This is a genomic window from Desulfosporosinus burensis, assembly GCF_054657535.1.
In genome coordinates, this window is sequence record NZ_BAAHYN010000008.1 from 15,569 (window position 1) to 37,133 (window position 21,565).

Here is a 21,565-nt window from a genome sequence, read left to right on the forward strand (position 1 = left end):
GTGAATCTCAAGACACGACTTTTTGGTCAAACGTTTAAATTTAAAGATGTAAAAGATGTTCTGGCGAAAGCGAACGAAATTAAGTCAGGAGATATTCTAGCCGGAATTGCGGCCGAAGATGCTGCAGAGCGGATCGCTGCAAAACGAGTCTTATCGGAACTTACTTTAGAAGATTTACGGAGGAATCCGGTCATTCCGCTTGAGGAAGACGAAGTATCACGCATTATTGATGCCGATGTCAACGAACCGATCTATCACACAATTAAGAACTGGAGTGTTGCAGAGTTTCGAGAGTATGTTCTTAGAACTGAAACCACTGGATCTGCCCTCCATAGGATCAGTCGCGGTCTCACCTCAGAGATGGTCGCTGCCGTAGCTAAACTTATGAGCAACCTCGACTTGATATTAGGTGCTGCCAAAATTCAAAATCTGGCGCATTGTAATACCACGATAGGAAAAGCAGGATGCCTAGCGTCTCGGCTTCAACCGAATCATCCCACAGATGGGGTTGATGGGATTTTAGCCAGTTTACGTGAAGGCTTGTCCTATGGTGTAGGAGACGCTGTGTTAGGACTTAATCCCGTTGACGATTCCGTACCTGCTACCATCCGGAGCTTGGAAACCCTTTATCAGTTTGTTGAGGAATGGAAGATACCTACTCAGATTTGCGTATTAGCGCATATCACTACTCAAATGAAGGCCTTGAGAAAAGGGGCTCCCGTTCATTTATTATTCCAATCGATTGCTGGTTCACAGGTTGGGAACGAAGCTTTTGGAGTCACCAAAGAAATTTTAGACGAAGCGTATACCCTAGGATTAAAAGAGGGTCGCGCAACAGGACCTAATATTATGTATTTCGAAACGGGACAAGGCTCGGAACTTTCGTCTGAGGCACATCATGGTGCTGACCAAGTTACCTTAGAGGCACGCTGTTATGGGTTAGCGCGTCGTTATAACCCCTTTTTAGTGAATACCGTCGTTGGCTTTATCGGTCCAGAATATCTCTATGATACTCGTCAAGTGACTAGGGCAGGTCTTGAAGACCATTTCATGGGTAAACTTACGGGCTTACCAATGGGGGTTGATGCTTGTTACACCAACCATATGAAAGCAGATCAAAATGATATCGAAAATCTGGCGACTCTCCTTGCAGCGGCAGGCTGTACGTATTTCATGGGGATCCCTATGGGGGATGATGTGATGTTAAATTACCAGTGTACTAGCTACCATGACATTGCGACCTTAAGAGAACTATTTAACTTGAGACCGCTACCCGAGTTTGAGGCTTGGGCAGAATCCATGGGAATCCTAGCCAAGGGTAGACTTACGGCCCGTGCTGGCGATGCCACTATATTCACAAGGTAAGGGGGGATAAGAAGATGAGCTTGGAAGATAGTGTTCGCCTGATCGTGGAAGAGTTGCTTAAAGGAATGGAGAAGGGAAAGAATCAAAGTTCCAACAGTGCTTCACCTTTAGCAAATTCATCGATTGTAGACGAATGTCAGATAACAGATTTAGCAGAAATCAATTTGCAACGTTATTTACAGGTACCTAATCCAGTCAATAAGGCACTCTATGAAGAGATGAAGCTTTCTACTCCCGCTCGAATCGGAGTTTGGCGAAGTGGACCCCGTCCTTTGACGGATACATTACTTCGTTTTCGCGCAGATCACGCTGTTGCGCAAGACTCAGTGCTCGGTGAAGTTCCAGAAGAATTCCCAGCGAAGTATAATATGGTTTCCGTTCAGACCCTTTGCCAGTCAAAAGATGAATATCTTACCCGGCCGGACTTAGGAAGAAAACTTAATGACGAGAATTTAGAGATTCTCACGAATGGCTGCCCAAAAGGTGCTACGGTCCAAATTATCGTTTCCGACGGATTATCTAGTAAAGCAGTTGAAGCTAACATTCCTAATCTTCTTCCAGCCTTAATCCAGGGCCTCGAAGGAATGGGTGTAAAACTGGGAACCACAATCTTTGTACGAAATGGTCGGGTTGCTGTGATGGATACCATTGGTGAAGAGTTAAAACCTGAGGTTTCTGTGATCCTAATTGGAGAACGCCCAGGTTTGGGAACTGCCGAGAGTATGAGTGCCTATATGGGCTATAATCCAAGACTAGGTATGGTCGAGAGTGAGCGAACCGTGATCAGTAATATTCACAAAGGTGGGACTCCGGCAGCAGAAGCAGGCGCGCATCTGGCTAGCTTAATTAAGAAGATCCTGGATGCTAAAGCGTCGGGTGTTAATCTAGAGTAGAGGGTAGCGACACGCACCCCTTTATTATAATTATTGCGAACTACGATGATTAACTTGGCGGCTTAGGCGGCGACAAAAGGGAGTATAGTTAATTTCTAGTTGTCCCTATATAATGAAGATAGTAGTGTAAATAATATTAACAAAAATTTATAAACGAGAGAGTAAAGGGGGAAAAACACAAATGGCTATAAGAGCAGATCTCGTAGCACTAGGAATGGTAGAAACCCGTGGAATCGTAGGAGCCATCGAAGCGGCCGATGCCATGGTCAAAGCAGCGAATGTCACCCTAATCGGGAAAGTAAAAGTAGGAGGCGCCTTAGTCACGGTCATGGTCCGAGGAGATGTCGGAGCCGTAAAAGCCTCGGTTGATGCCGGAGCCGCCGCAGCCGAGAGAGTCGGAGAACTCGTCAGCTGTCACGTGATCCCGCGCCCGCATCCGGAACTTGAAGCCATCCTACCTAAATTACCAGTTATCGAAGAAAAGCCAAAAACTAAAAACGTCGAGAACACCAAATAAATCGTCGGAACTAAAATAAACGTCCGGCATTAATAGGGAGGGTTACCATGATAGAGCCCCTTAAGCCAAAAGTATTAGCCGTCAGATTAATCCCCAATGTCGCCCCAGATCTCGCCGAGAAATTGGGCCTCACGGGCTATCAGCGTTCCATCGGTATGATCACTGCCGACATCGATGATTCGACCTACGTCGCCTTAGACGAAGCCACTAAAAAAGCCGAAGTCGAAGTCGTCTATGCCAAAAGCTTCTATTGTGGAGCGGCACGAGCCTCAGGACCCTTATCCGGAGAAATCATCGGAATCTTAGCCGGGCCGAACCCAGCCGAAGTGCGAGCCGGAATCGATGCCTGCATCGACCACCTCGAAAACGAATGCTGGTTCTACACCTGTGACGGAGGGAAAACCGCATTTTTCCCACACACTGTCTCTCGAACTGGAAGCTACCTCTCCAAACTGGCAGGAATTCCAGAAGGCGAAGCGCTATCCTACCTGATCGCGCCGCCGATTGAAGCCATGTACGGCTTAGACGCCGCCTTAAAAGCCGCGGAAGTCACCATGAAAGCCTTTTACGGCCCACCGACCGAAACCAACTTTGGTGGCGGGCTCTTAACCGGCTCGCAAAGCGCTTGCAAATCCGCCTGTGATGCCTTCCAGAGAGCGGTCATCGACGTCTGTGAAAACGGCCTGAAATTTTAGCAAAAGGGAGGTGCCGCTCGTAATGGAACTCGATCGAGACCTATGTTCCTTACAAGAAGCCCGAAATTTAGTGCGAGCTGCGCGCAAAGCCCAAGAAGCCCTCAAAGACTTCACGCAAGAACAAGTCGATCACATTATCGACCTGATGCGTGAAGCTGGTGAAGCCAATGCAGCGAGGTTAGCCATGATGGCTGTCTCTGAAACGGGCATGGGAAACTACGAAGACAAATGCTTTAAAAACTACTTTGCTTCCCGAACCCTGTACGATTTTATAAAACCCATGAAAACCGTGGGAATCATCCGAGAAGACCGCGAACAAAAACTCTGGGAAATCGCCGAACCTGTGGGCGTCATCGCAGGGATCATCCCCACGACGAACCCCACCTCAACCGTGATCTACAAAGCCATGATCGCCCTCAAAGCTCGCAATGCGATCGTGTTTTCCCCGCATCCCAGCGCTGTACGCTGTACGAATGAAGCTGCGAAAATCATGCACCAAGCGGCTGTGGCTGCGGGAGCTCCTGAAGGCGTGATCGGCTGCATCCTGAACGTCTCCATGGGAGCCACGAACGAACTCATGAAACACCCCAGCATCGCCATGATTCTAGCCACCGGTGGAAGCGCCTTAGTCAAAGCAGCCTATAGCAGCGGAAAACCTGCCCTCGGCGTGGGCCCTGGCAACGTACCAGCCTTCGTAGAACGCAGTGCCGACTTGGCCAAAGCCGCCGAATACATCGTGATGGGAAAAACCTTTGACAACGGAACCATCTGTGCCTCGGAACAAGCCATCGTCGCCGAAGAGTGCATCGCCGACGAACTCATTAACCACCTCAAACGCTTTGGTGCGCACTTCCTCGACCCTGAAGAGGTCACCAAAGTCTCCAAAGTCGTTATGCTCTCCAATGGAGGGGTCAACCCCAAAGTTGTCGGAAAAGACCCAAAATTCGTCGCCCAAATGGCAGGCATCAGTATCCCCGAGCGAACTCGATGCTTAGTCGCCCCCTTAACCGGCGTCGGCCCACAATGGCCCTTATCGTACGAAAAACTCACCACGGTCTTAGGCTTTTACCGAGTCGCCGATTGGCATGAAGGGTGCGAACGCTGCTTTCAACTCTTAGAAGCGGGTGGAGTGGGTCATAGCCTGGCCATCCATTGCAATAATGAAGAAGTGATCCGAGAGTTTGCGCTCAAGAAACCCGTCAACCGAATCCTCGTTAATACCCCAGCCGCTATGGGAGGCGTCGGAGCGACCACCGGCCTAGCCCCTTCGTTCACTCTGGGTTGCGGAACTTGGGCAGGCTCCAGCGTTTCAGAAAACGTCACCCCCCAGCACCTCCTCAACATCAAACGAGTCGCCTGGCATCTTGGCATACCCGAACGCAAACCCGTTGAACCTATGAAAACCAAGGGAAGCAGTGAGAGAGCCCAGAACCAAAACCAAGTACAAACGCCGCAAGTCGATGCTCAGCTCGTGCAAGAAATCATCAACCAAGTCCTGCAGCATTTAAACGGCATGAAATGCTAGGGTAAAACCGTGATTGATTAAGATTGAACCTCAAGCATTGCTTCATAGATCCTCGATTTTACACTTAAAATTAATTAATATCGAGCCTCGAGCATCGAACCTCGAGCCTCGAATACAGGAGGGAACAAAATGGCACAAGATCGAAGTGTAATAGCACTCGGAATGATAGAAACTAAAGGATTAATCCCAGCGATCGAGGCAGCCGACCAAATGTTAAAAGCAGCGAATGTCACCTTATGCGGAAAAGAACACGTCTCCGGTGGACTGGTCTCAGTTATGGTACGAGGAGATGTCGGAGCGGTGAAAGCGGCCGTCGATGCAGGAGCCTCAGCTGCCCAACGAGTGGGAGCCCTCCTCAGCGTCCACGTCATCCCGCGTCCCCACCAAGATGTTGAGTTCATTCTACCCGTGGGTGATAACAAAAGTTATGGAGAAAAATAATCAAACTTCAAATGTTCGAGGTCAGAAGTCTAAAGAGCATCCTCTGCTCTCTGGCATCTGATCTCCGACTTCTCTAGATTGTAGGTGAGGACTTGATCGTCACAGAGTATGAACTAAGAGCCAATTGGCACAAAACCAAGGATAAACTAATTATATTACCGCCCGGAAGTGTGATAACCCCATCGGCAAGGGATTTTATTCGCTCGAAGGGAATCGAGGTCCAAATCGAAGGAAATGGGCTTCAGGACCTCAACAGGAGTATCTTTTCCACTGCAACTCAAAGCATGGGAAGATATAACCCCAAATCCTTCGAATCGAATACCCTTTTGGAAACACAAGCTAAGACTAATACCCATACCCATACTAATACTAATACTAATACTAATACTAATACCAATACCAATATTCCTTCAGGAGTTAAACCCGAACACATGACCCATTTGCGCACAGGAGCCTTAGTCACCAAGACACATCCGGTGATTGCCTATCGAGGACAACTGGACCTCTTTCAATGTGAACTCGTTGAAGCCCAAAGCTACTTTCAACGCGAAGGAGAAGACGGACTTATTCTAAAACTAGAAGAAATCTCCGTCTTTTGCCGACAACTCATGGTCAGTGAAGTAAAGCAAGAGCCCTTTCAATGGACCACGTTAATCGGGCTGACGCCAGAAGAACTGCGGGACCGATCCCATCATCCCAAAAAATATTTTGGGATCGATCATACCCCGCTGAGCTATACTCATGGAGCTATAGTGTCAAAACTTCACCATTTAAGAGCCAAGTCACGAGAAGTTGAACTTTACGCCAATCGAGCCTTCACCGATGAAACTGGGGCCTGTAGCCGAACAGATCTGATCCAGGCCTTAAACCGGCTATCCAGTGCCTTTTATATTCTGGCCTGTGAAGTGCGGGGACGAATAAACCAAGTCCAAGCAGAGAAGCAAGTCCCTATTGGAACCTCGAATCGACACATTCATCTCTCTCAGGACGATTTAAGCACCCTGTTCGGGGAAACCTATACATTAACTCCCCAAAAAGCCCTCTCCCAACCCGGGCAGTTCGCCGCGAAAGAAACAGTTACACTCGTGGGCCCCAAAGGACAAGTCGAGAATGTACGCGTACTAGGACCCGTGAGAAAAAGCACCCAAGCCGAACTCAGCGTGACGGATTGTTTTAAACTCGGGATCAAACCTGTCATAAGAGACTCTGGCCAGCATGAAGGAACCCCCGGTCTACAAATCGTCGGGCCGCAAGGAAGTGTTGCCTTAGAAACCGGAGTGATGGTCGCCAGTCGACACATCCACCTGCATACTAACGATGCCCAAGAGTGGTCCCTTAAGGATGGAGACCGAGTGCGCGTAAAACTACAAAGCCAGCGCCCCATGGTCTTAGAAGACGTGTTAATCCGAGTCAGTGACCAATACCAAAAAGAAATGCACTTGGATTTAGATGAAGCTAATGCGGCGCTCATCGATCCACAGAGCCATGGAGTGCTCATGGAGGTATAGACAGACCATGAACGAAGACCTCATCAACCAAATCGTGCGTCGAATCCTCTCCGACCCAGCCCTGCAAGCCCTCTTACAGGAAAGTCTGACCGGAAACGGAGATGCTAGGTCGATTAAACGGGACGGACTCATCCTCTTAAACTATGTTCCAGACTTCGGACGAGTCTTGAGCGCCGTCAAAAATCGCTATCAAGCCGACTACACATTATACGTCTTACCCAGTGACCAAGTCTCTCTAGCCAAACCAGAACTACCCGAAGGAATGACTTGGATTACCGCTAAAGAAGCCTTAACCAAGAGAGACTGGCATAAACTAATCCTCCCTACTTGTTCACCCAATATCCTCGCCAAAGCCGCCTTAGGAATCCGAGATAACCCCATGAGTGAAGTCATCGGAAGAGGGATTACCGAGGGAAAAGCCCTAGAGTTAGTCACAGAGCACCTTGGTTTTACCGCGCAAACCCCTCAAGCCTACCGAGAACTCTATGAAGGTTATCTCCAAAAAGTACAGACCTACGGCGTCGTTGTGAGAGCCACTCTTGACGATGAATGCTCCTCAAATCTCAGTCAGACCCTAAACATTAACCATTATGAGCAGAGAGCAGTGACCGCAGCTTCCTTGAAAACGGCCTCCTATGAACCCAGTGACTCTATACGAGGAGAAATTCGCTTCACGAAGAACTTTTTAGGCGATAAACAAGCCTACGAATTTCCAGAAGACACCAAGATCCTCGTCAAACCAGGGACCGTCATTTCACCGCTAGCTCGGGATACCCTAAAACTGCGCCGAATTGAGTTGTGTGTTGAGAAGGAGGTAGCACAGGGATGATTCTAGCCCGTGTCATAGGAAATGTATGGTCAACTCGTAAAGAAGAATCCCTACGTGGCCTGAAGTTTCTCGTCGTCCAACCCGTTACCCTCACCTACGACGAAAACGGATTACCCCAGCTCAGAGAATTCGGAAATTCCCTGATTGCCGCAGATCAAATCGGAGCGGGAGAAGACGAGATCGTGATGGTCGCCAGCGGCTCCTCAGCTCGGCAAGGACTGACCAATCATAACACCCCTGTCGATGCCACCATCGTAGGCATTATCGATAAAGATACTTTTGAAGTGTAGGCTTAAGTAGGTGAAAGATAAATGAACGACGTAAAAGTGAACGATGTAGGTAAAAACAACGTGAATAAGGATGACGTAAATATCAGCGAGATAAACGCAGACCAAATTAGCACCTACGTACGGAATGCAGGTGTAGTCGGCGCAGGCGGAGCCGGTTTTCCGACCCATGTCAAGCTTTCAGCAAAGGCCGAGATCGTCATCGTCAACGCAGCAGAATGTGAGCCCTTACTAAAAACCGACCAACAATTGGCAGCACGCTATCCAGAGCTTCTTGTTAAAGGCTTAACTCTAGCCATGAAGGCGACCGGTGCCCCAAAAGGAATCATCGCTTTAAAAGCTAAATATAAGGACGCGATAGCAGCCTTAGGGCCCTATATTATGAACACGGATAACCTAGAGATCGCCATTATGCCGGATATCTATCCTGCCGGAGACGAAGTCATCACCATCTGGCTAACGACGGGAAGGCGAGTCCCACCAGGTGGGATACCCTTAAACATCGGAGTTGTCGTTAATAACGTCCAAACCCTGATCAATGTAGCAAGAGCCGTTGTTGGAATCCCCGTGACCACAAGGACACTCACCGTCACAGGGGCCGTCAAAGTACCGAAGACCGTCACCGTCCCGATCGGAACCTCCCTGCGCGACGTACTCGAACTAGCCGGTGGCATCGACCAGGACCTCGCGTATCTTAGCGGAGGACCCATGATGGGGACGTTGATCACCGACCTCTCGAGCCCCGTGACCAAAACCACTGGCGGATTGATCGGCCTTCCTAAGGACCATCCACTCATTAAACGAAAAAGCATGACCGTTGAAACGATCTTAAGAATCGCTAAAACCGTCTGCGAACAGTGCAGTTTCTGTACTGAGCTCTGCCCAAGGCATATCATCGGTCACGAACTCTCTCCCCATCGCCTGATTCGAGCGGTCAATTATAAAACCATGGCAGACCCGTTACTAGTCACCAGCGCCCTAACCTGCTCAGAGTGTGGCGTATGTGAAGCCTATGCTTGTCCAGTGGGAATCTCACCGCTGAGAGTGAATATGGCCCTGAAAGCAGAGCTTCGAGCCAAAGGCATCAAATATCAAGGGGAACTCGGGAAGGTTGACCCGATGGCCAAGCATCGCTTAGTTCCATCGTCACGTTTAATGGATCGCTTGAGACTAAGGCCCTGGTATAAAGAAGCCCCCTTATCCTTAGACGTGTATCAACCAGAGGAAGTCACGCTCAAGCTCCAACAGCATATTGGAGCACCTGCAGCCCCCATCGTTAAAGTTGGAGACATCGTTCAGGTTGGACAACTCATCGGAGAAATTCCAGCAGGAGCACTAGGAGCAAAAGTCCACGCTAGCATCGGGGGAACCGTAATAGAGATGACCCCTCAAACCATAACGATACGGAAAGGTGGTGCAGCCAAATGATCCATGCCATAGGGCTAGTCGAATTAACAAGCATAGCACAAGGTATCGAATGTGCCGATATTATGGTCAAAACAGCCGATGTGACCATTTTGGTAGCGAAAACCATCTGCCCTGGAAAGTATATCGTCATGGTGAGTGGAGATGTCTCGGGAGTCCAGCAATCAGTGAACGCTGGCATCGACTTAGGTGCGGAGACCGTGGTGGATTCTTTCGTGATCCCCAATGTTCATCCGTCCATCTTACCAGCCATCGGCAACGCCAACAGGCTATATGATATTAAAGCCCTAGGGATTATCGAGACGTACAGCGTGGCATCCTTAATCGAAGCAGCCGATGCAGCCGTAAAAGCAGGAGATGTCGAGCCTATGCTGATCCATCTGGCCTTTGGAATCGGGGGCAAAAGCTATACCGTACTCACAGGAGAAGTCGCCTCCGTGAAAGCAGCGGTCGAAGAGGGAAGCGCCATAGCTAGTGAAAAGGGCCTCCTCATTCGTCAAGTTGTCATCCCAAGACCCGCGAAGCAACTCATCGAAAGCCTAGTGTAGGCGAAACGCGAGGCGCGAAGCACGAAGTTAGAAACTAGGGCAATGAACTAGTGGATACGAGGCGCAAAGCGCGAGACGAAGAACACGAGATACGAAGTATGAAGTCTAATGTCTAATGTCTAATGTAGTGAATACCAACGGAAGAATAAGAATACCGAACCACTAAAACTTAAAAATTGAGCATCGAACATCGAGCATCGGTCATCGAATAAAAAATCGAGCCTCGAGCATCGAACCTCGAGCCTCGATAAGGAGGTGTACTATGGGACGATTTATTTCGGCGGCCGTATTACGAGATTTGGCCAAGTTAGATAAAAATATTGTCATAGAAGAAGATAGTGTTCTAACACCCTCTGCCAAAGATCTCGCTAAAGAATTAGGGATCACGATTAGCAAAGGGAGACAAGAAATTGTCAGTCACAGTGTTGTCGGTCAATCGACCGAACCCCTGGTGAATCAAAAGCCTAGTGTCAGAGAAGTCAGTGTTTCCTCTGGAACCGTTACAGATTTAGGAAACCAGAGTGATGACCTGAAAAAAGCGGTGCAAAAGATTCTAGGTGAGGTGCTCAAGCCAGCCTGTGAGAACCCCAAAGCGACTCATGTCAAAGGGGAAACCGTGGTGATCCAGCCTTTTCTAGAAGCTCCTCCTGGGCAAAAGGTGGGACTCGTTGATGTGATTGACTCACGGGTGGGTAACCTCGCCTCGGGTTTTATGACGTTTGATCATTCCAGATTGCCTTGGTTTTTAAATTATGATGAAGTCGATTATGTCATAGAGGGAGAGTTTGTCCTGGAAGTTGAGGGGCAAGTCTTCCGTGCTCAACCTGGAGATGTAGTTTATATTCCTAAGGGAAGCCAAGTGGTCTTTTCCTCTCCGACGTTTTGTAAAGTCTTCTATGCTACCTACCCTGCTAACTGGGCAGATTTTTGCGATTAAAGACATTTATTTAGTTAGGGCTATCTGACTCTTCCTGAAAAGGAAGAGTTTTTTTTGTCTAAACGAAAACCACCTGCTATGCAGGTGGTTCCAAAAAGCTTTAGCTATGAGTAGAAAAAACTACCTACCTTTGTTAAAATAGTGCCGGTTTCGTCAGCCGCACTAAGACAAAGGAGGTAGATCCCAATGGATACAGAAAGTTTAGCACATACGCAGTGGAACTGTAAATATCACATAGTGTTTGCCCCAAAATATCGTAGGCAAATAATCTATGGAAAAATCAAAGGGGATATAGGAAAGATAATAAGGACATTGTGTGATTACAAGAAAGTAGAAATCATAGAAGCAAACGCATGTCCAGACCACATTCATATGTTAGTGTCTATTCCTCCGAAACTAAGTGTATCAAGTTTTATGGGATACCTCAAAGGAAAAAGTTCGTTGATGATCTTCGATAGGCATGCGAACTTAAAGTACAAGTATGGGAATAGGCATTTCTGGTGCAGAGGCTATTATGTAGATACAGTAGGGAGGAACAAAAAGGCAATAGAACAATATATCCGTAAACAATTACAAGAGGATATCGCGGCAGATCAGCTAACTATCAAAGAGTTTGTTGACCCGTTTACGGGTGAGCCAGTAGAAAAGAACAAGAAAAAATAGCCCCGCAACCCCTTTAGGGGTAGTTCGGGACAGGGTGCGGTTGGCGAAACTTTCAGCGAGCCTTTAGGCTCAGCCTGTACCCAGCCCTTATAGGGCTAGAGCAAACCACCCGCTGAGCGGGTGGTTGTGATTATTCTGCAAAATTTATTAAGGGATGCTCTTGTATAGAAAGGGAATAAACATGGGCTAGGCCTTTATGAGTATGTAGAAGGTGAATCAGAGTATTATTGCTGAATGCCATGCAGTAGCTAAATTTAGTTAGTTATAGATATAAGGGGAGTATTTATGGACTCTGCCGGTCAATGTTTTTGCAATGCTTAAAGCGGGAACCCTTTATGGTCAATACAATAGTTAGTTTTATATGAGAAGAGTGTAGGTGATTTTCTTGCAAAAGGCATAAGCCCAACTCAAAAATCAGCATAAAATATAACCATGTTACAATATATTCTTATATACGATATAGTTATCATTATGTTAATATATAAATAAACAGTTATAGGTAATAATTACAGGAGTCCTGTTAGAATCAGCAAAAGGCTGGTCGAAAGAACTTAGTCTTGTAATATAGAATGATAGAGACCCAAAGTACCATATTACGAATCCACTCGCCCGGATCATTCCAAGATTGGGGAAGGGCGTACTGGCTTGACTGTTTCCATAAGTACTCAATTCTCCTATTTAATAAAATTCGACCGCAGTTAACCGTAGTTTTATTATAGCGACCGGAAGGAAAGCAAAGGGCCTGTTCAATGATACCTAGATGGTTCTCTACTTCCTGCTTTGAAATGGCAAGTTCACTTTCTTGTTGTTTATTAGAAAGGGTGGCTAAGTCCAAATGATGTAAAGTATGACTGCCTATCGAGTTTCCTTCACGGGTAAGTTCATTAAGTTGATCCCAGTTCATCATTCCAGGACCTACAGAATTTGTAACAATAAAAAACGTAGCCTTGAAGCCATTTTGGCGTAATATTGGCCAGGCCTCAGTATAATTGTCTGAATATCCGTCATCGAACGTGAGTAAGATGGGCTTGTCAGGGACAGGAGTCTTATTAGCTAAAGCCTGATAAAACTCATCAAGGGATAAAGAATGATAATTTTGGCGGTGAAGCCATTCAATCTCTTCAGTAAATTGTTTTACCGGAACGCCAAGAGAATTGCCAGGAATCGTACTGATAGAATGATACATAAGGACAGGAATGCCTTCTTCAGGAAACTTGATCGTTTTGGGCATATCTTGATTCTTTAAGGTTTGAGTAAGAGTTGAAGTCTCAGCTTCTTTTGGTTTCACTTCTTGATGGTCTGCAAGAGCGATCAGCGCAGCCCATACTGGAACTGAAAAACTAGTACCTCCAACTTCAAACCATTCCGATTGATTAACTGGAATTTTAGAATTAGGATCGGCGTTAAAGGCAGTTTTGACCTTAAGATAAGCAATGATTAGGTTCGTTGGAGGAAGACCAAAGTGCTTAGAAAAAAAGGTATTTATGATAAAAGGACTTCCATAAGCAGCTTTGATCTGGGCAGGAGAATAACCAATTGAAGTAGAATGGGTAAGATCAGATTTAACGTAAATGGGCGGGTGCGCAGCACTTAGTATAATTGGATAGGGAGTAAAGATAATCACTGAGAAAAGTAAGGTAACAATGGAGATCATCAGAGCTAGATTACGAAGATTTTTCAATGCGATTTCCTCCTCCATTTAGTTATTTAAAGGCCCATTCTTTCTTGTTCCATTCGACAATATATGAGGAATTTCCTCCACTGTGCTTAAAATAGAAATAAGATCATTTTCAAAGATATCAATAACTCCGTTAGGCAAGTACTTGATGTTTATAAAGACAGGAACGAAATCCTTAAACCGATTTTGCAGCTCAAACGGAAAGGATCCTGACGAATAAACCCAGCCAGTTGTTTAGTGGCGATCTGAGGGAATTTGAAAAGATCTTGATGGCAGTTGATGAATTACTAAGAATTGGTTGAGAAACTTTTGTCCAGGATTTCTCCGCACGGATTTTTAAGGATTCCAAAATGTTTAAACGCATAAGATCTAAGGGGAACAAAGATATTGTGTATGGTAGAATTCGGATTAATAGAATATCCTGTTGATTTTTTCAAACTATGCAACAATATTTTAATTGACGCCTTAAATAATAATTAGTATAATAATAAATAGACCAAAGGGAATTTATTACATAAAAAAATACCTATCTTAATTTACCAAGAAAGGTACAAGCAACTTAGAAAAGAAAGGAAAATGTGCAATATCATAACTCGTTATACTTTAAACATTGAAAGCATATTAGGGCCTTATACTAAATAATTGGAGGTGCAACGATGACCGAACTCATCTTGTCCAGATTACAATTTGCAGTAACCACGTCATATCATTTTCTATTCGTGCCACTGACCTTGGGGTTAGGTGTTCTCGTAGCGATGATGGAGACTTGGTATGTGCGAACGGGAGATGAAACGTACAAGAAAATGACAAAGTTTTGGGGGAAATTATTCCTTATAAACTTTGCAATGGGTGTCGTGACAGGTTTAGTCCAAGAGTTTCAGTTCGGAATGAACTGGTCTGAGTATTCTCGATTTGTCGGGGATATCTTTGGTGCGCCATTAGCCATTGAGGCGTTAGTAGCCTTTTTTCTAGAGTCTACCTTTTTAGGCTTATGGGTTTTTGGGTGGGATAAACTGTCTAAGAAAGTTCATTTAATGACTATTTGGGTGGTGGCGATCGCTTCGAATTTGTCTGCGTTTTGGATTTTGGTCGCTAACTCGTTTATGCAAGAACCGGTCGGATTTATAATACGTAATGGCCGAGCGGAGATGGTCGATTTTGTGGCCTTAATTACAAATCCTCATGTACTATATCAGTTTCCTCATACCGTACTGAGTGGATTTGTGACTGGGGCGTTTTTCGTCATGGGAGTTAGTGCTTATCATTTATTGAAAAAGAATCATCTGGAAGTTTTTCGACGTTCATTCTATATAGCAGTGGTTTTTGGCTTAATCAGTTCCTTGGGAGTCTCTGGAGTAGGTCATTTACAAGGAATGCATCTTGTTGGATCCCAACCCATGAAGATGGCTGCTGCTGAAGCACATTGGGAGACTGAAAATCCGGCTGGTTTATCGTTATTTGCCGCTATTGATGAGAAGGGTCAGAAAAACAATTTTGAAATTAAGATTCCTGGAATGTTGAGCTTCCTTTCCTTCAATAGTTTTACGGGGGAAGTCAAGGGAATTCATGAGCTTCAGGCTGCTGCAGTCCAGAAATATGGGGAAGGAAACTATGTCCCACCGGTTTCTTCGTTATTCTGGAGTTTCCGGATAATGCTAACAGCCGGTATGTGGTTAATCTTGATCGCATTGCTAGGTCTCTATTTCTATAAAACCAATCGTTTAGAGGATAAGGCTTGGTTTCTGAAATTTGCGCTATGGACGATTCCTGTACCCTATATTGCGAATACTGCGGGTTGGTTCCTGGCTGAAACCGGACGTCAACCTTGGATAGTCTATGGATTGCAAAGAGTTGAAGCTGGTGTATCAACCTCTGTTTCTGCCCTTAGTATGCTGATTGCCTTTGTAGGCTTCATTCTGATTTATACAATCTTAGCGGTAGCGGACATCTACCTTATGACCAAGGTTATAAAGAAAGGACCGGAAGGGGCTAGCACGGACGAAACGTTGCATCGTGAAATAAAGGGGGCGTCTTTGTGGACTTAAACATCCTTTGGTTCATACTCATTACTGTCCTATTTGTTGGATTCTTTTTTCTGGAAGGATTTGATTTCGGAGTAGGGATTTGGCTTCCGTTCCTAGGTAAAAACGATACAGAACGTCGCGTCATCATCAATACGATTGGACCACACTGGGATGGCAACGAGGTCTGGTTGATTACGGCTGGCGGAGCTATTTTTGCAGCTTTTCCAAATTGGTACGCGACCTTGTTTAGTGGTTTCTTTCTCGCTTTGTTTCTGGTGTTAGTTAGTTTAATTATTCGTGGCGTTGCCTTTGAATTTCGCAGTAGTGACAGCAGTCCTCTATGGCGCGGTACATGGGATTGGATGATTTTCACTGGTAGCTTCCTGTCCGCATTTCTTTGGGGAGTCGCCATGACGAATCTGATAAGGGGAGTACCTATTGATGCCAATATGCAATACGCAGGAACCTTCTTTACCTTACTCAATCCGTATGCAATTATTGGCGGGTTAACCACTCTGTTCGTTTTCATGTTTCACGGTGCTTTGTTCCTCAGCCTCAAAACCACGGGTGTACTGGCTGAGCGTGCTTCGAATGCCGCCCGAAGCATCGGATTAGTAGCCATTCCGGTAGTTCTACTGTTGGCAAGTTTAACCTATTTCCAGACTGATCTCTTTGCAAGTCTGGGGGCAGGCATCACTTTGATAGGGTCCGGAGTAACCCTTATCATCGCCTATGTGTTGATACGTTTCCATAAGCCTGGCTGGGCTTTTATTGTGAATGGTTTGACTATTCTCTTGTTTACCGTAGGCTTGTTTTGGGGACTTTTCCCAAGAGTGATGGTTTCCAGTCTCAATCCAGAGTGGAGTCTTAACATCTATAATGCCTCGTCTAGTCCGTACACACTGAAGCTTATGACAATAATCGCTCTGACTATGGTTCCGATCGTTCTTCTGTACCAGGGCTGGACTTATTGGGTCTTCCGCAAACGCGTGACAGAAAAAGACCTTCACTATTAAGTTAGTATCCTTTAGAATGAAGGGGCAAGATATATCTTGCCCCTAATTTTGCTTATATTTCGTAGCGTTTTACGTAGAAGTAGATACAAGTTAAGAACGTCCCCGACTTGCATGTGACGAAATTAGGAGATGAATCAATGTTTGATAAGAGATTAGTTCGAGAGGGGAGACCCGTTTGGGGGTATCTGATGCTCACGGTTGGACTGGGCATTGGAATTGCTTTGCTGGCCGTGGCCCAAGCTTGGTTTTTCTCTAGGATTGTTGCTGGGGTATTCTTAGAAGGGGCTACCCTTAGCTCAGTCTGGACTTTTCTATTGATCATACTCGGAATCATCGTGCTGCGAGCGGTCTTTCAATGGGTCAGTGAAATAAGCGCTCATGAAGCGGCTTTGCTCATCAAGACAAGTCTGCGTAAACGGTTAATGAGCCATATTGTCTCTTTAGGACCTGCGTATGCTCGGGGGGAAAGGACAGGAGAGTTAATCACAACGGTGGTGGATGGGATCGAATCTCTCGAGGAATACTTTTCCAAGTACCTTCCTCAGTTACTTTTGGCTGCAGGAATACCCCTGCTTATTTTAGGATTTGTGTATCCCTTAGATTGGAAATCTGGCTTAATACTTCTCATAACAGGACCGCTCATTCCTGTTTTTATGATTCTGATTGGAAAGCTGGCTGAGAAAAAATCCCTTCAACAGTGGCAAAGTCTAAGTTGGATGAGCGCACATTTTTTAGATGTTTTACAGGGGATGGCGACTCTCAAAGTCTTTGGACGGGCTAAAGACCAAACACGGGTGATTGAGAGAGTCAGTGATTCGTTTCGTAAAACCACACTAAGTGTGCTGCGGATTGCTTTTTTATCAGCACTAATGTTGGAGTTCTTAGCAACGATCAGCACAGCCATCGTTGCCGTAACTATTGGGTTAAGGCTAATCTATGGAACTCTCTCATTTTCTACGGGGCTATTTCTCTTGCTTTTGGCACCCGAATTTTACACCCCATTAAGAACACTCGGCTTAAATTTTCACGCTGGGTTGTCTGGGCTGAATGCGGCGGGGCGGATCTTTGAGATTCTGGATCTCCCATTGATGGGTGGAGAGGAGCACCGTGATCAAACGTTATCCTCTGATTTTCACATCTCCCTTCAAAACGTTAGCTTAACGTACCAGGCGGGAGAGGTGCCAGCCTTGAATGGTATCAACCTATCTCTATCTTCTGGTGAGAGAGTTGCTCTCGTCGGCCCGAGTGGTGCAGGTAAAACGTCGATTGCTCAGATTTTGCTTCGCTTTATAGAGCCTTCCACAGGGGATGTTTTCGTCAACGGACAGTCACTCAAGACCATTTCGCTAAAAAATTGGCGTGAACAAATTGCCTACGTTCCCCAAACCCCCTATCTTTTTGCAGGGAGCATCGTGGAGAATATTCTCTTCGGCAGGCCTTCTGCAACCCTCGAAGAGGTTAGGAGTGCTGCTCAAGAGGGGTTAGCCCATGAGTTTATTTTAGGTCTTCCTAACGGTTATGATACGCTACTTGGAGAAGGAGGTACTCGCTTAAGTGGTGGACAGGCCCAAAGAATTGCAATCTCTCGAGCTATACTGAAAGATGCTCCTTTACTCATTTTAGATGAAGCAACCTCTTCTTTGGACCCAGACAGTGAATACGCAGTTCAGCAAGCCTTGATGAGACTGTTGCAGGGAAAGACCGCTTTAATCATCGCCCATAGGCTAAGTACTGTTCGTCAAGCGGATCGAATTCTAGTTTTAGATCAAGGGCAGATTGTAGAACAGGGTAATCACGAAGAATTAATGAGAGAGCAAGGGCTCTATTGCCGACTGGTCTCAGAATATCGAGGGAACTCCCTATGAAGAGTATGACGTGGTTAATTCATTTGATGGTACCTTACTGGCGGAGAATCCTGTTAGCTCTACTTTTAAGTACGCTTACGATCACGAGTCATATAGGCTTGATGGCGACGTCTGCCTATCTTCTCGCCCGCGCTGCCCTTCATCCACCAATACTTGATTTAATGGTTACCATCGTTGGAGTTCGCTTTTTTGGAATCTCCCGCGCTGTCTTTCGTTACTTAGAACGCTATGTCTCCCATGACGTAACGTTTCGGGTCTTGAGCCAAATACGCGTCAAGTTTTATCGAGGGTTAGAACCTCTCGCCCCGGCACGGTTGTTAAACTTTCGGAGTGGGGATCTGCTTAGTCGGATTGTAGCGGATGTGGAAATCCAGCAAAATCTTTTTTTGCGAGTTTTTGCGCCGCCATTTGTCGCATTATTGGTTCTCTTGGGGTATGGACTTTTCTTAGCCCGTTATGATGTACGGTTTTCCTTCATTCTTGCCGCCTGTTTTCTGCTAGCGGGGCTTGGGATACCGTGGGGAATAAAAGGTCTGAGTCAAGGGATTGGGCGTCAGTTGGTCGCTTTAAAAGCAGAGCTGAATACACAAGTTGCTGATAGCCTCTTGGGAATTACGGAATTAGTGGCCTATGGTCAAGCCCCAGCGCATTTGGCCAAAATTCAACGAACAGACAAAAAATTGATCAATCAGCAGCGTCGAATCGCATGGTTAGCGGCACTTTCCTCTGCCCTGATGGGGATGATCGCCAATCTAGGTCTGTGGCTCGTGCTCGTTCTCGGGATACTACTCGTGGAAAAAGGTAAATTGAGTGGATTGAACTTAGGGATGTTGGCTCTGGGGACCTTCAGCAGTTTTGAAGCGCTATATCCTTTGGCCCTTGTCCCTCATCATCTTGAGCAAAACCGTACCGCTGCGGATCGCTTGCTGGAGTTGATCGAGACTGAACCTGTTGTACAAGATGATGGCGCAGATTCTCCCAGACCGAAGGGAGTGGATTTTTCCTTCCAAGACGTGTGCTTTAGGTATGACCAAGACGAATCATGGGCTTTAAATAGTCTGACGTTTCGGATTCCCCAACAAGGCAAGGTGGCGATAGTTGGACAGAGTGGAGCTGGCAAAACAAGTATCGTGAACCTTCTCCTTCGTTTTTGGGAATACGACGAGGGGAGGATTGACTTGGGTGGGCATTCTATACGAGAGTACACTCAGGAGGGTGCTCGGGGCTTCTTTGGAGTCGTGACTCAGCGAACCCATCTTTTTAACGCGACGATTCGAGAAAATCTCCTTTTGGCGAAACCCGAGGCAACGGATGCAGAACTAATTGGAGCAACTCAGCAGGCTAAACTTCACGATTTTATTCTGTCAATGCCCCAAGGGTATAACAGTCTCGTCGGGGAAGGGGGATTCAAATTATCAGGGGGACAGAGACAGCGTTTGGCAATTGCTCGAGTGCTGTTAAAAAACGCCCCGATATTAATACTTGATGAAGCCATGGCTGGACTTGATCCTTTAACCGAACGAGAGGTTATGGATGAAATCTATCAACTCATGGAGGGGGGCACCACATTAGTGATAACGCATCACCTTCCTGGATTAGAGAAAATGGATGAGATTCTCGTACTCGACAAGGGGCAGATCGTTGAACGGGGAAAGCATGAAGAGCTACTACGACTAAAAGGGCTCTATCATAAGATGTGGGAGACAGCAACGGTTTTTAATTAGGGCTATGTTCGTCCTAGCAACGCTAAAGATACTGTATAGATTGTATATAGAGAGTGTATAGATCATGATCAAGCAATTCTTCAATAGATTTTTGATCGTGTGTTAGTTTTCGCTCTCCAACCCTTGTTCCAAGATTAAGTCCGCTTCATTACCTGGAAGTGTTTGGACATTTTTTAGCTTTCGTACAATCGTTCGTGATTTTCTAGTTGCAGTATCTATGGTATTACTTGCTTCCTGGAGTTTTTTCTGTGTTTTCTCTAGCACTTCTACAAACTTGCCGAATTCTGTTTTAACGGCGCTCAGTAAGTTCCAAACTTCACTGGAGCGCTTTTCTATTGCCAAAGTTCTAAAGCCCATCTGGAGACTATTTAAAAGTGCCGCCAAGGTGGTTGGCCCGGTAATCACGATTTTATACTCTCGTTGGAGAATTTCACAAAGACCGGGACGGCGCAACACTTCGGCGTATAATCCTTCGACTGGTAAGAATAAGATGCCAAAATCTGTCGTGTTAGGGGGATCAAGATACTTATCTCGGATGGTTTTCCCCTCTAGTTTAATACGTTGCTCTAAAGATTTACCCAGTTCCTCAATCCGTGCCAGATTAGCTTGATCTTGTGCTTCGACTAAGCGCTCGTAATCTTCCATAGGAAATTTGGCATCGATGGGAAGCCAAATAACATTGTCTTGTCCGTCCCTGGCGGGAAGCTTGATAGCAAACTCGACACGATCGTTGCTGCCAGTTTTAGTTATGACATTCGAGGAGTACTGTTCGGGCGTGAGAATTTGGTCCAATAAGTTGCCTAGTTGGATTTCGCCCCACATGCCCCGCGTTTTTACATTGGTCAGTACTTTTTTTAAGTCCCCGACTCCAGATGCTAGGGTTTGCATTTCTCCAAGCCCTTGGTGCACAGCCTCTAAGCGATCACTGACCAGTTTGAACGATTCTCCGAGGCGTTGTTCTAGTGTAGCACTGAGCTTTTCGTCCACAGTGGAGCGCATTTGGTCTAATTTCTGACTGTTATCCTGTTGAAGGAGTAGCAGGCGTTCTTCAACCGTTTTGCGCAGGTGCTCTAATTTCTGTTCATTCGTTTTGGTTAAAGAGCCTAACTGAGTTGCGAAAATATCTAATTGGTTGCGTTGGAGATTGGCGATTTCTGCCATACGAGCCAGTACAGAATCGTTAAACAAGCGGACGGATTGGTTTAGCTCCTCGCGGATTTGTCTGGCGTTCGTATTGGACTCCTCTCGGTTCTTGGCGATCTCTCCATTTACAAGTCGCTCGTTGCGCTCCAGATTTTTCTCTAAAGCTACAAGTTTACTTTCAAATAAGATAAAGGGATTACGCGACGAGCGGGTCAATAAAATAACAAGTAAAATCAGGATAATAACAAAAAAGATAATGATTAAACCGATGAGTAAAGGGTCTGTCATATGGTTCCTCCTAAAATGTATTTGCTCCTATAAACACTTTATCATATTGGTGAGACAAAACTTTGGAAGTTAATAAAATATAGGAGTTTATTATTATATTTGTAGCTAATCCATTTTTTGTAGAGGATTTTTGGGTTATTAAAGAGAAGGTAATGTTAATTGAGTAAAATTTTAAAAAGTGAATTGACGTTTCT

The 21,565-nt window shown here is 45.8% G+C and carries 19 protein-coding genes; 17 read left to right on the forward strand and 2 right to left on the reverse strand.

All coding sequences use genetic code 11. The annotated features are described in order from the left end of the window. The 13 genes from ACYQ3Q_RS14930 to tnpA all read left to right on the forward strand — a co-directional run bounded on the left by ACYQ3Q_RS14930 (position 1) and on the right by tnpA (position 11,633). A complete protein-coding gene (locus ACYQ3Q_RS14930) occupies positions 1-1,365 on the forward strand; it encodes an ethanolamine ammonia-lyase subunit EutB (protein WP_459929336.1) in 1,365 nt (454 codons plus the stop codon). A gap of 14 nt (positions 1,366-1,379) precedes the next feature. After that, positions 1,380-2,258, forward strand: coding sequence for an ethanolamine ammonia-lyase subunit EutC (gene eutC / locus ACYQ3Q_RS14935; protein ID WP_459929337.1), 879 nt, complete (start codon positions 1,380-1,382; stop codon positions 2,256-2,258). Between the two features lie 181 nt (positions 2,259-2,439). After that, positions 2,440-2,775, forward strand: a complete 336-nt coding sequence (locus ACYQ3Q_RS14940; RefSeq protein WP_034145001.1) for a BMC domain-containing protein — start codon at positions 2,440-2,442, stop codon at positions 2,773-2,775. Positions 2,776-2,822: 47 nt separating this feature from the next. Next, positions 2,823-3,470 carry an ethanolamine utilization microcompartment protein EutL gene (eutL, locus tag ACYQ3Q_RS14945; RefSeq protein ID WP_459929338.1) on the forward strand — a complete coding sequence of 216 codons (648 nt, stop codon included), beginning with the start codon at positions 2,823-2,825 and terminating at the stop codon, positions 3,468-3,470. A gap of 22 nt (positions 3,471-3,492) precedes the next feature. Beyond that, positions 3,493-4,995 (forward strand): acetaldehyde dehydrogenase (acetylating), encoded by a 1,503-nt coding sequence (locus ACYQ3Q_RS14950; RefSeq protein WP_459929339.1) that lies wholly within the window; start codon positions 3,493-3,495, stop codon positions 4,993-4,995. Positions 4,996-5,124: 129 nt separating this feature from the next. After that, complete coding sequence (locus tag ACYQ3Q_RS14955; protein ID WP_459929340.1) at positions 5,125-5,436, forward strand: BMC domain-containing protein; 312 nt, start codon at positions 5,125-5,127, stop codon at positions 5,434-5,436. Positions 5,437-5,528: 92 nt separating this feature from the next. Then, on the forward strand, positions 5,529-6,944 hold the full coding sequence (gene pduL / locus ACYQ3Q_RS14960; protein WP_459929341.1) for a phosphate propanoyltransferase: 1,416 nt from the start codon (positions 5,529-5,531) through the stop codon (positions 6,942-6,944). 7 nt (positions 6,945-6,951) lie between these two features. Next, entirely contained in the window at positions 6,952-7,773 is an 822-nt protein-coding gene (locus tag ACYQ3Q_RS14965) for a flavoprotein (RefSeq protein WP_459929342.1), read from the forward strand. Beyond that, positions 7,770-8,063, forward strand: coding sequence for a EutN/CcmL family microcompartment protein (locus ACYQ3Q_RS14970; RefSeq protein WP_459929343.1), 294 nt, complete (start codon positions 7,770-7,772; stop codon positions 8,061-8,063). Before ACYQ3Q_RS14965 ends, ACYQ3Q_RS14970 begins: the two co-directional genes overlap by 4 nt. Before the next feature lie 21 nt (positions 8,064-8,084). Further along, positions 8,085-9,488, forward strand: coding sequence for a 4Fe-4S dicluster domain-containing protein (locus ACYQ3Q_RS14975; RefSeq protein ID WP_459929344.1), 1,404 nt, complete (start codon positions 8,085-8,087; stop codon positions 9,486-9,488). Further along, a complete protein-coding gene (locus ACYQ3Q_RS14980; protein WP_459929345.1) occupies positions 9,485-10,033 on the forward strand; it encodes a BMC domain-containing protein in 549 nt (182 codons plus the stop codon). The genes ACYQ3Q_RS14975 and ACYQ3Q_RS14980 overlap by 4 nt, the downstream gene beginning before the upstream one ends. Positions 10,034-10,295: 262 nt before the next feature. Next, complete coding sequence (locus ACYQ3Q_RS14985; protein ID WP_459929346.1) at positions 10,296-10,970, forward strand: cupin domain-containing protein; 675 nt, start codon at positions 10,296-10,298, stop codon at positions 10,968-10,970. Between the two features lie 186 nt (positions 10,971-11,156). Continuing rightward, positions 11,157-11,633, forward strand: a complete 477-nt coding sequence (tnpA, locus tag ACYQ3Q_RS14990) for an IS200/IS605 family transposase (protein WP_459927517.1) — start codon at positions 11,157-11,159, stop codon at positions 11,631-11,633. Positions 11,634-12,159: 526 nt separating this feature from the next. On the opposite strand, the gene ACYQ3Q_RS14995 is transcribed toward tnpA, so the two are convergent. Then, on the reverse strand, positions 12,160-13,314 hold the full coding sequence (locus tag ACYQ3Q_RS14995) for a polysaccharide deacetylase family protein (protein WP_459929347.1): 1,155 nt from the start codon (positions 13,312-13,314) through the stop codon (positions 12,160-12,162). A 653-nt stretch (positions 13,315-13,967) separates the two neighbouring features. Between ACYQ3Q_RS14995 and ACYQ3Q_RS15000 the strand changes: the two genes are divergently transcribed. From ACYQ3Q_RS15000 to cydC, 4 genes are all read left to right on the forward strand, one after another. Beyond that, positions 13,968-15,356, forward strand: a complete 1,389-nt coding sequence (locus tag ACYQ3Q_RS15000; protein WP_459929348.1) for a cytochrome ubiquinol oxidase subunit I — start codon at positions 13,968-13,970, stop codon at positions 15,354-15,356. Further along, the gene (cydB, locus tag ACYQ3Q_RS15005) at positions 15,347-16,351 is read left to right on the forward strand and encodes a cytochrome d ubiquinol oxidase subunit II (protein ID WP_459929349.1); all 1,005 of its coding nucleotides are present in this window, start codon (positions 15,347-15,349) and stop codon (positions 16,349-16,351) included. The genes ACYQ3Q_RS15000 and cydB overlap by 10 nt, the downstream gene beginning before the upstream one ends. Positions 16,352-16,488: 137 nt before the next feature. Beyond that, positions 16,489-18,216, forward strand: coding sequence for a thiol reductant ABC exporter subunit CydD (gene cydD, locus ACYQ3Q_RS15010; protein WP_459929350.1), 1,728 nt, complete (start codon positions 16,489-16,491; stop codon positions 18,214-18,216). Beyond that, positions 18,213-19,940 carry a thiol reductant ABC exporter subunit CydC gene (gene cydC, locus ACYQ3Q_RS15015; RefSeq protein WP_459929351.1) on the forward strand — a complete coding sequence of 576 codons (1,728 nt, stop codon included), beginning with the start codon at positions 18,213-18,215 and terminating at the stop codon, positions 19,938-19,940. The genes cydD and cydC overlap by 4 nt, the downstream gene beginning before the upstream one ends. Before the next feature lie 102 nt (positions 19,941-20,042). On the opposite strand, the gene ACYQ3Q_RS15020 is transcribed toward cydC, so the two are convergent. After that, entirely contained in the window at positions 20,043-21,371 is a 1,329-nt protein-coding gene (locus ACYQ3Q_RS15020) for a DNA recombination protein RmuC (protein WP_459929352.1), read from the reverse strand. Positions 21,372-21,565 lie beyond the last annotated feature (194 nt).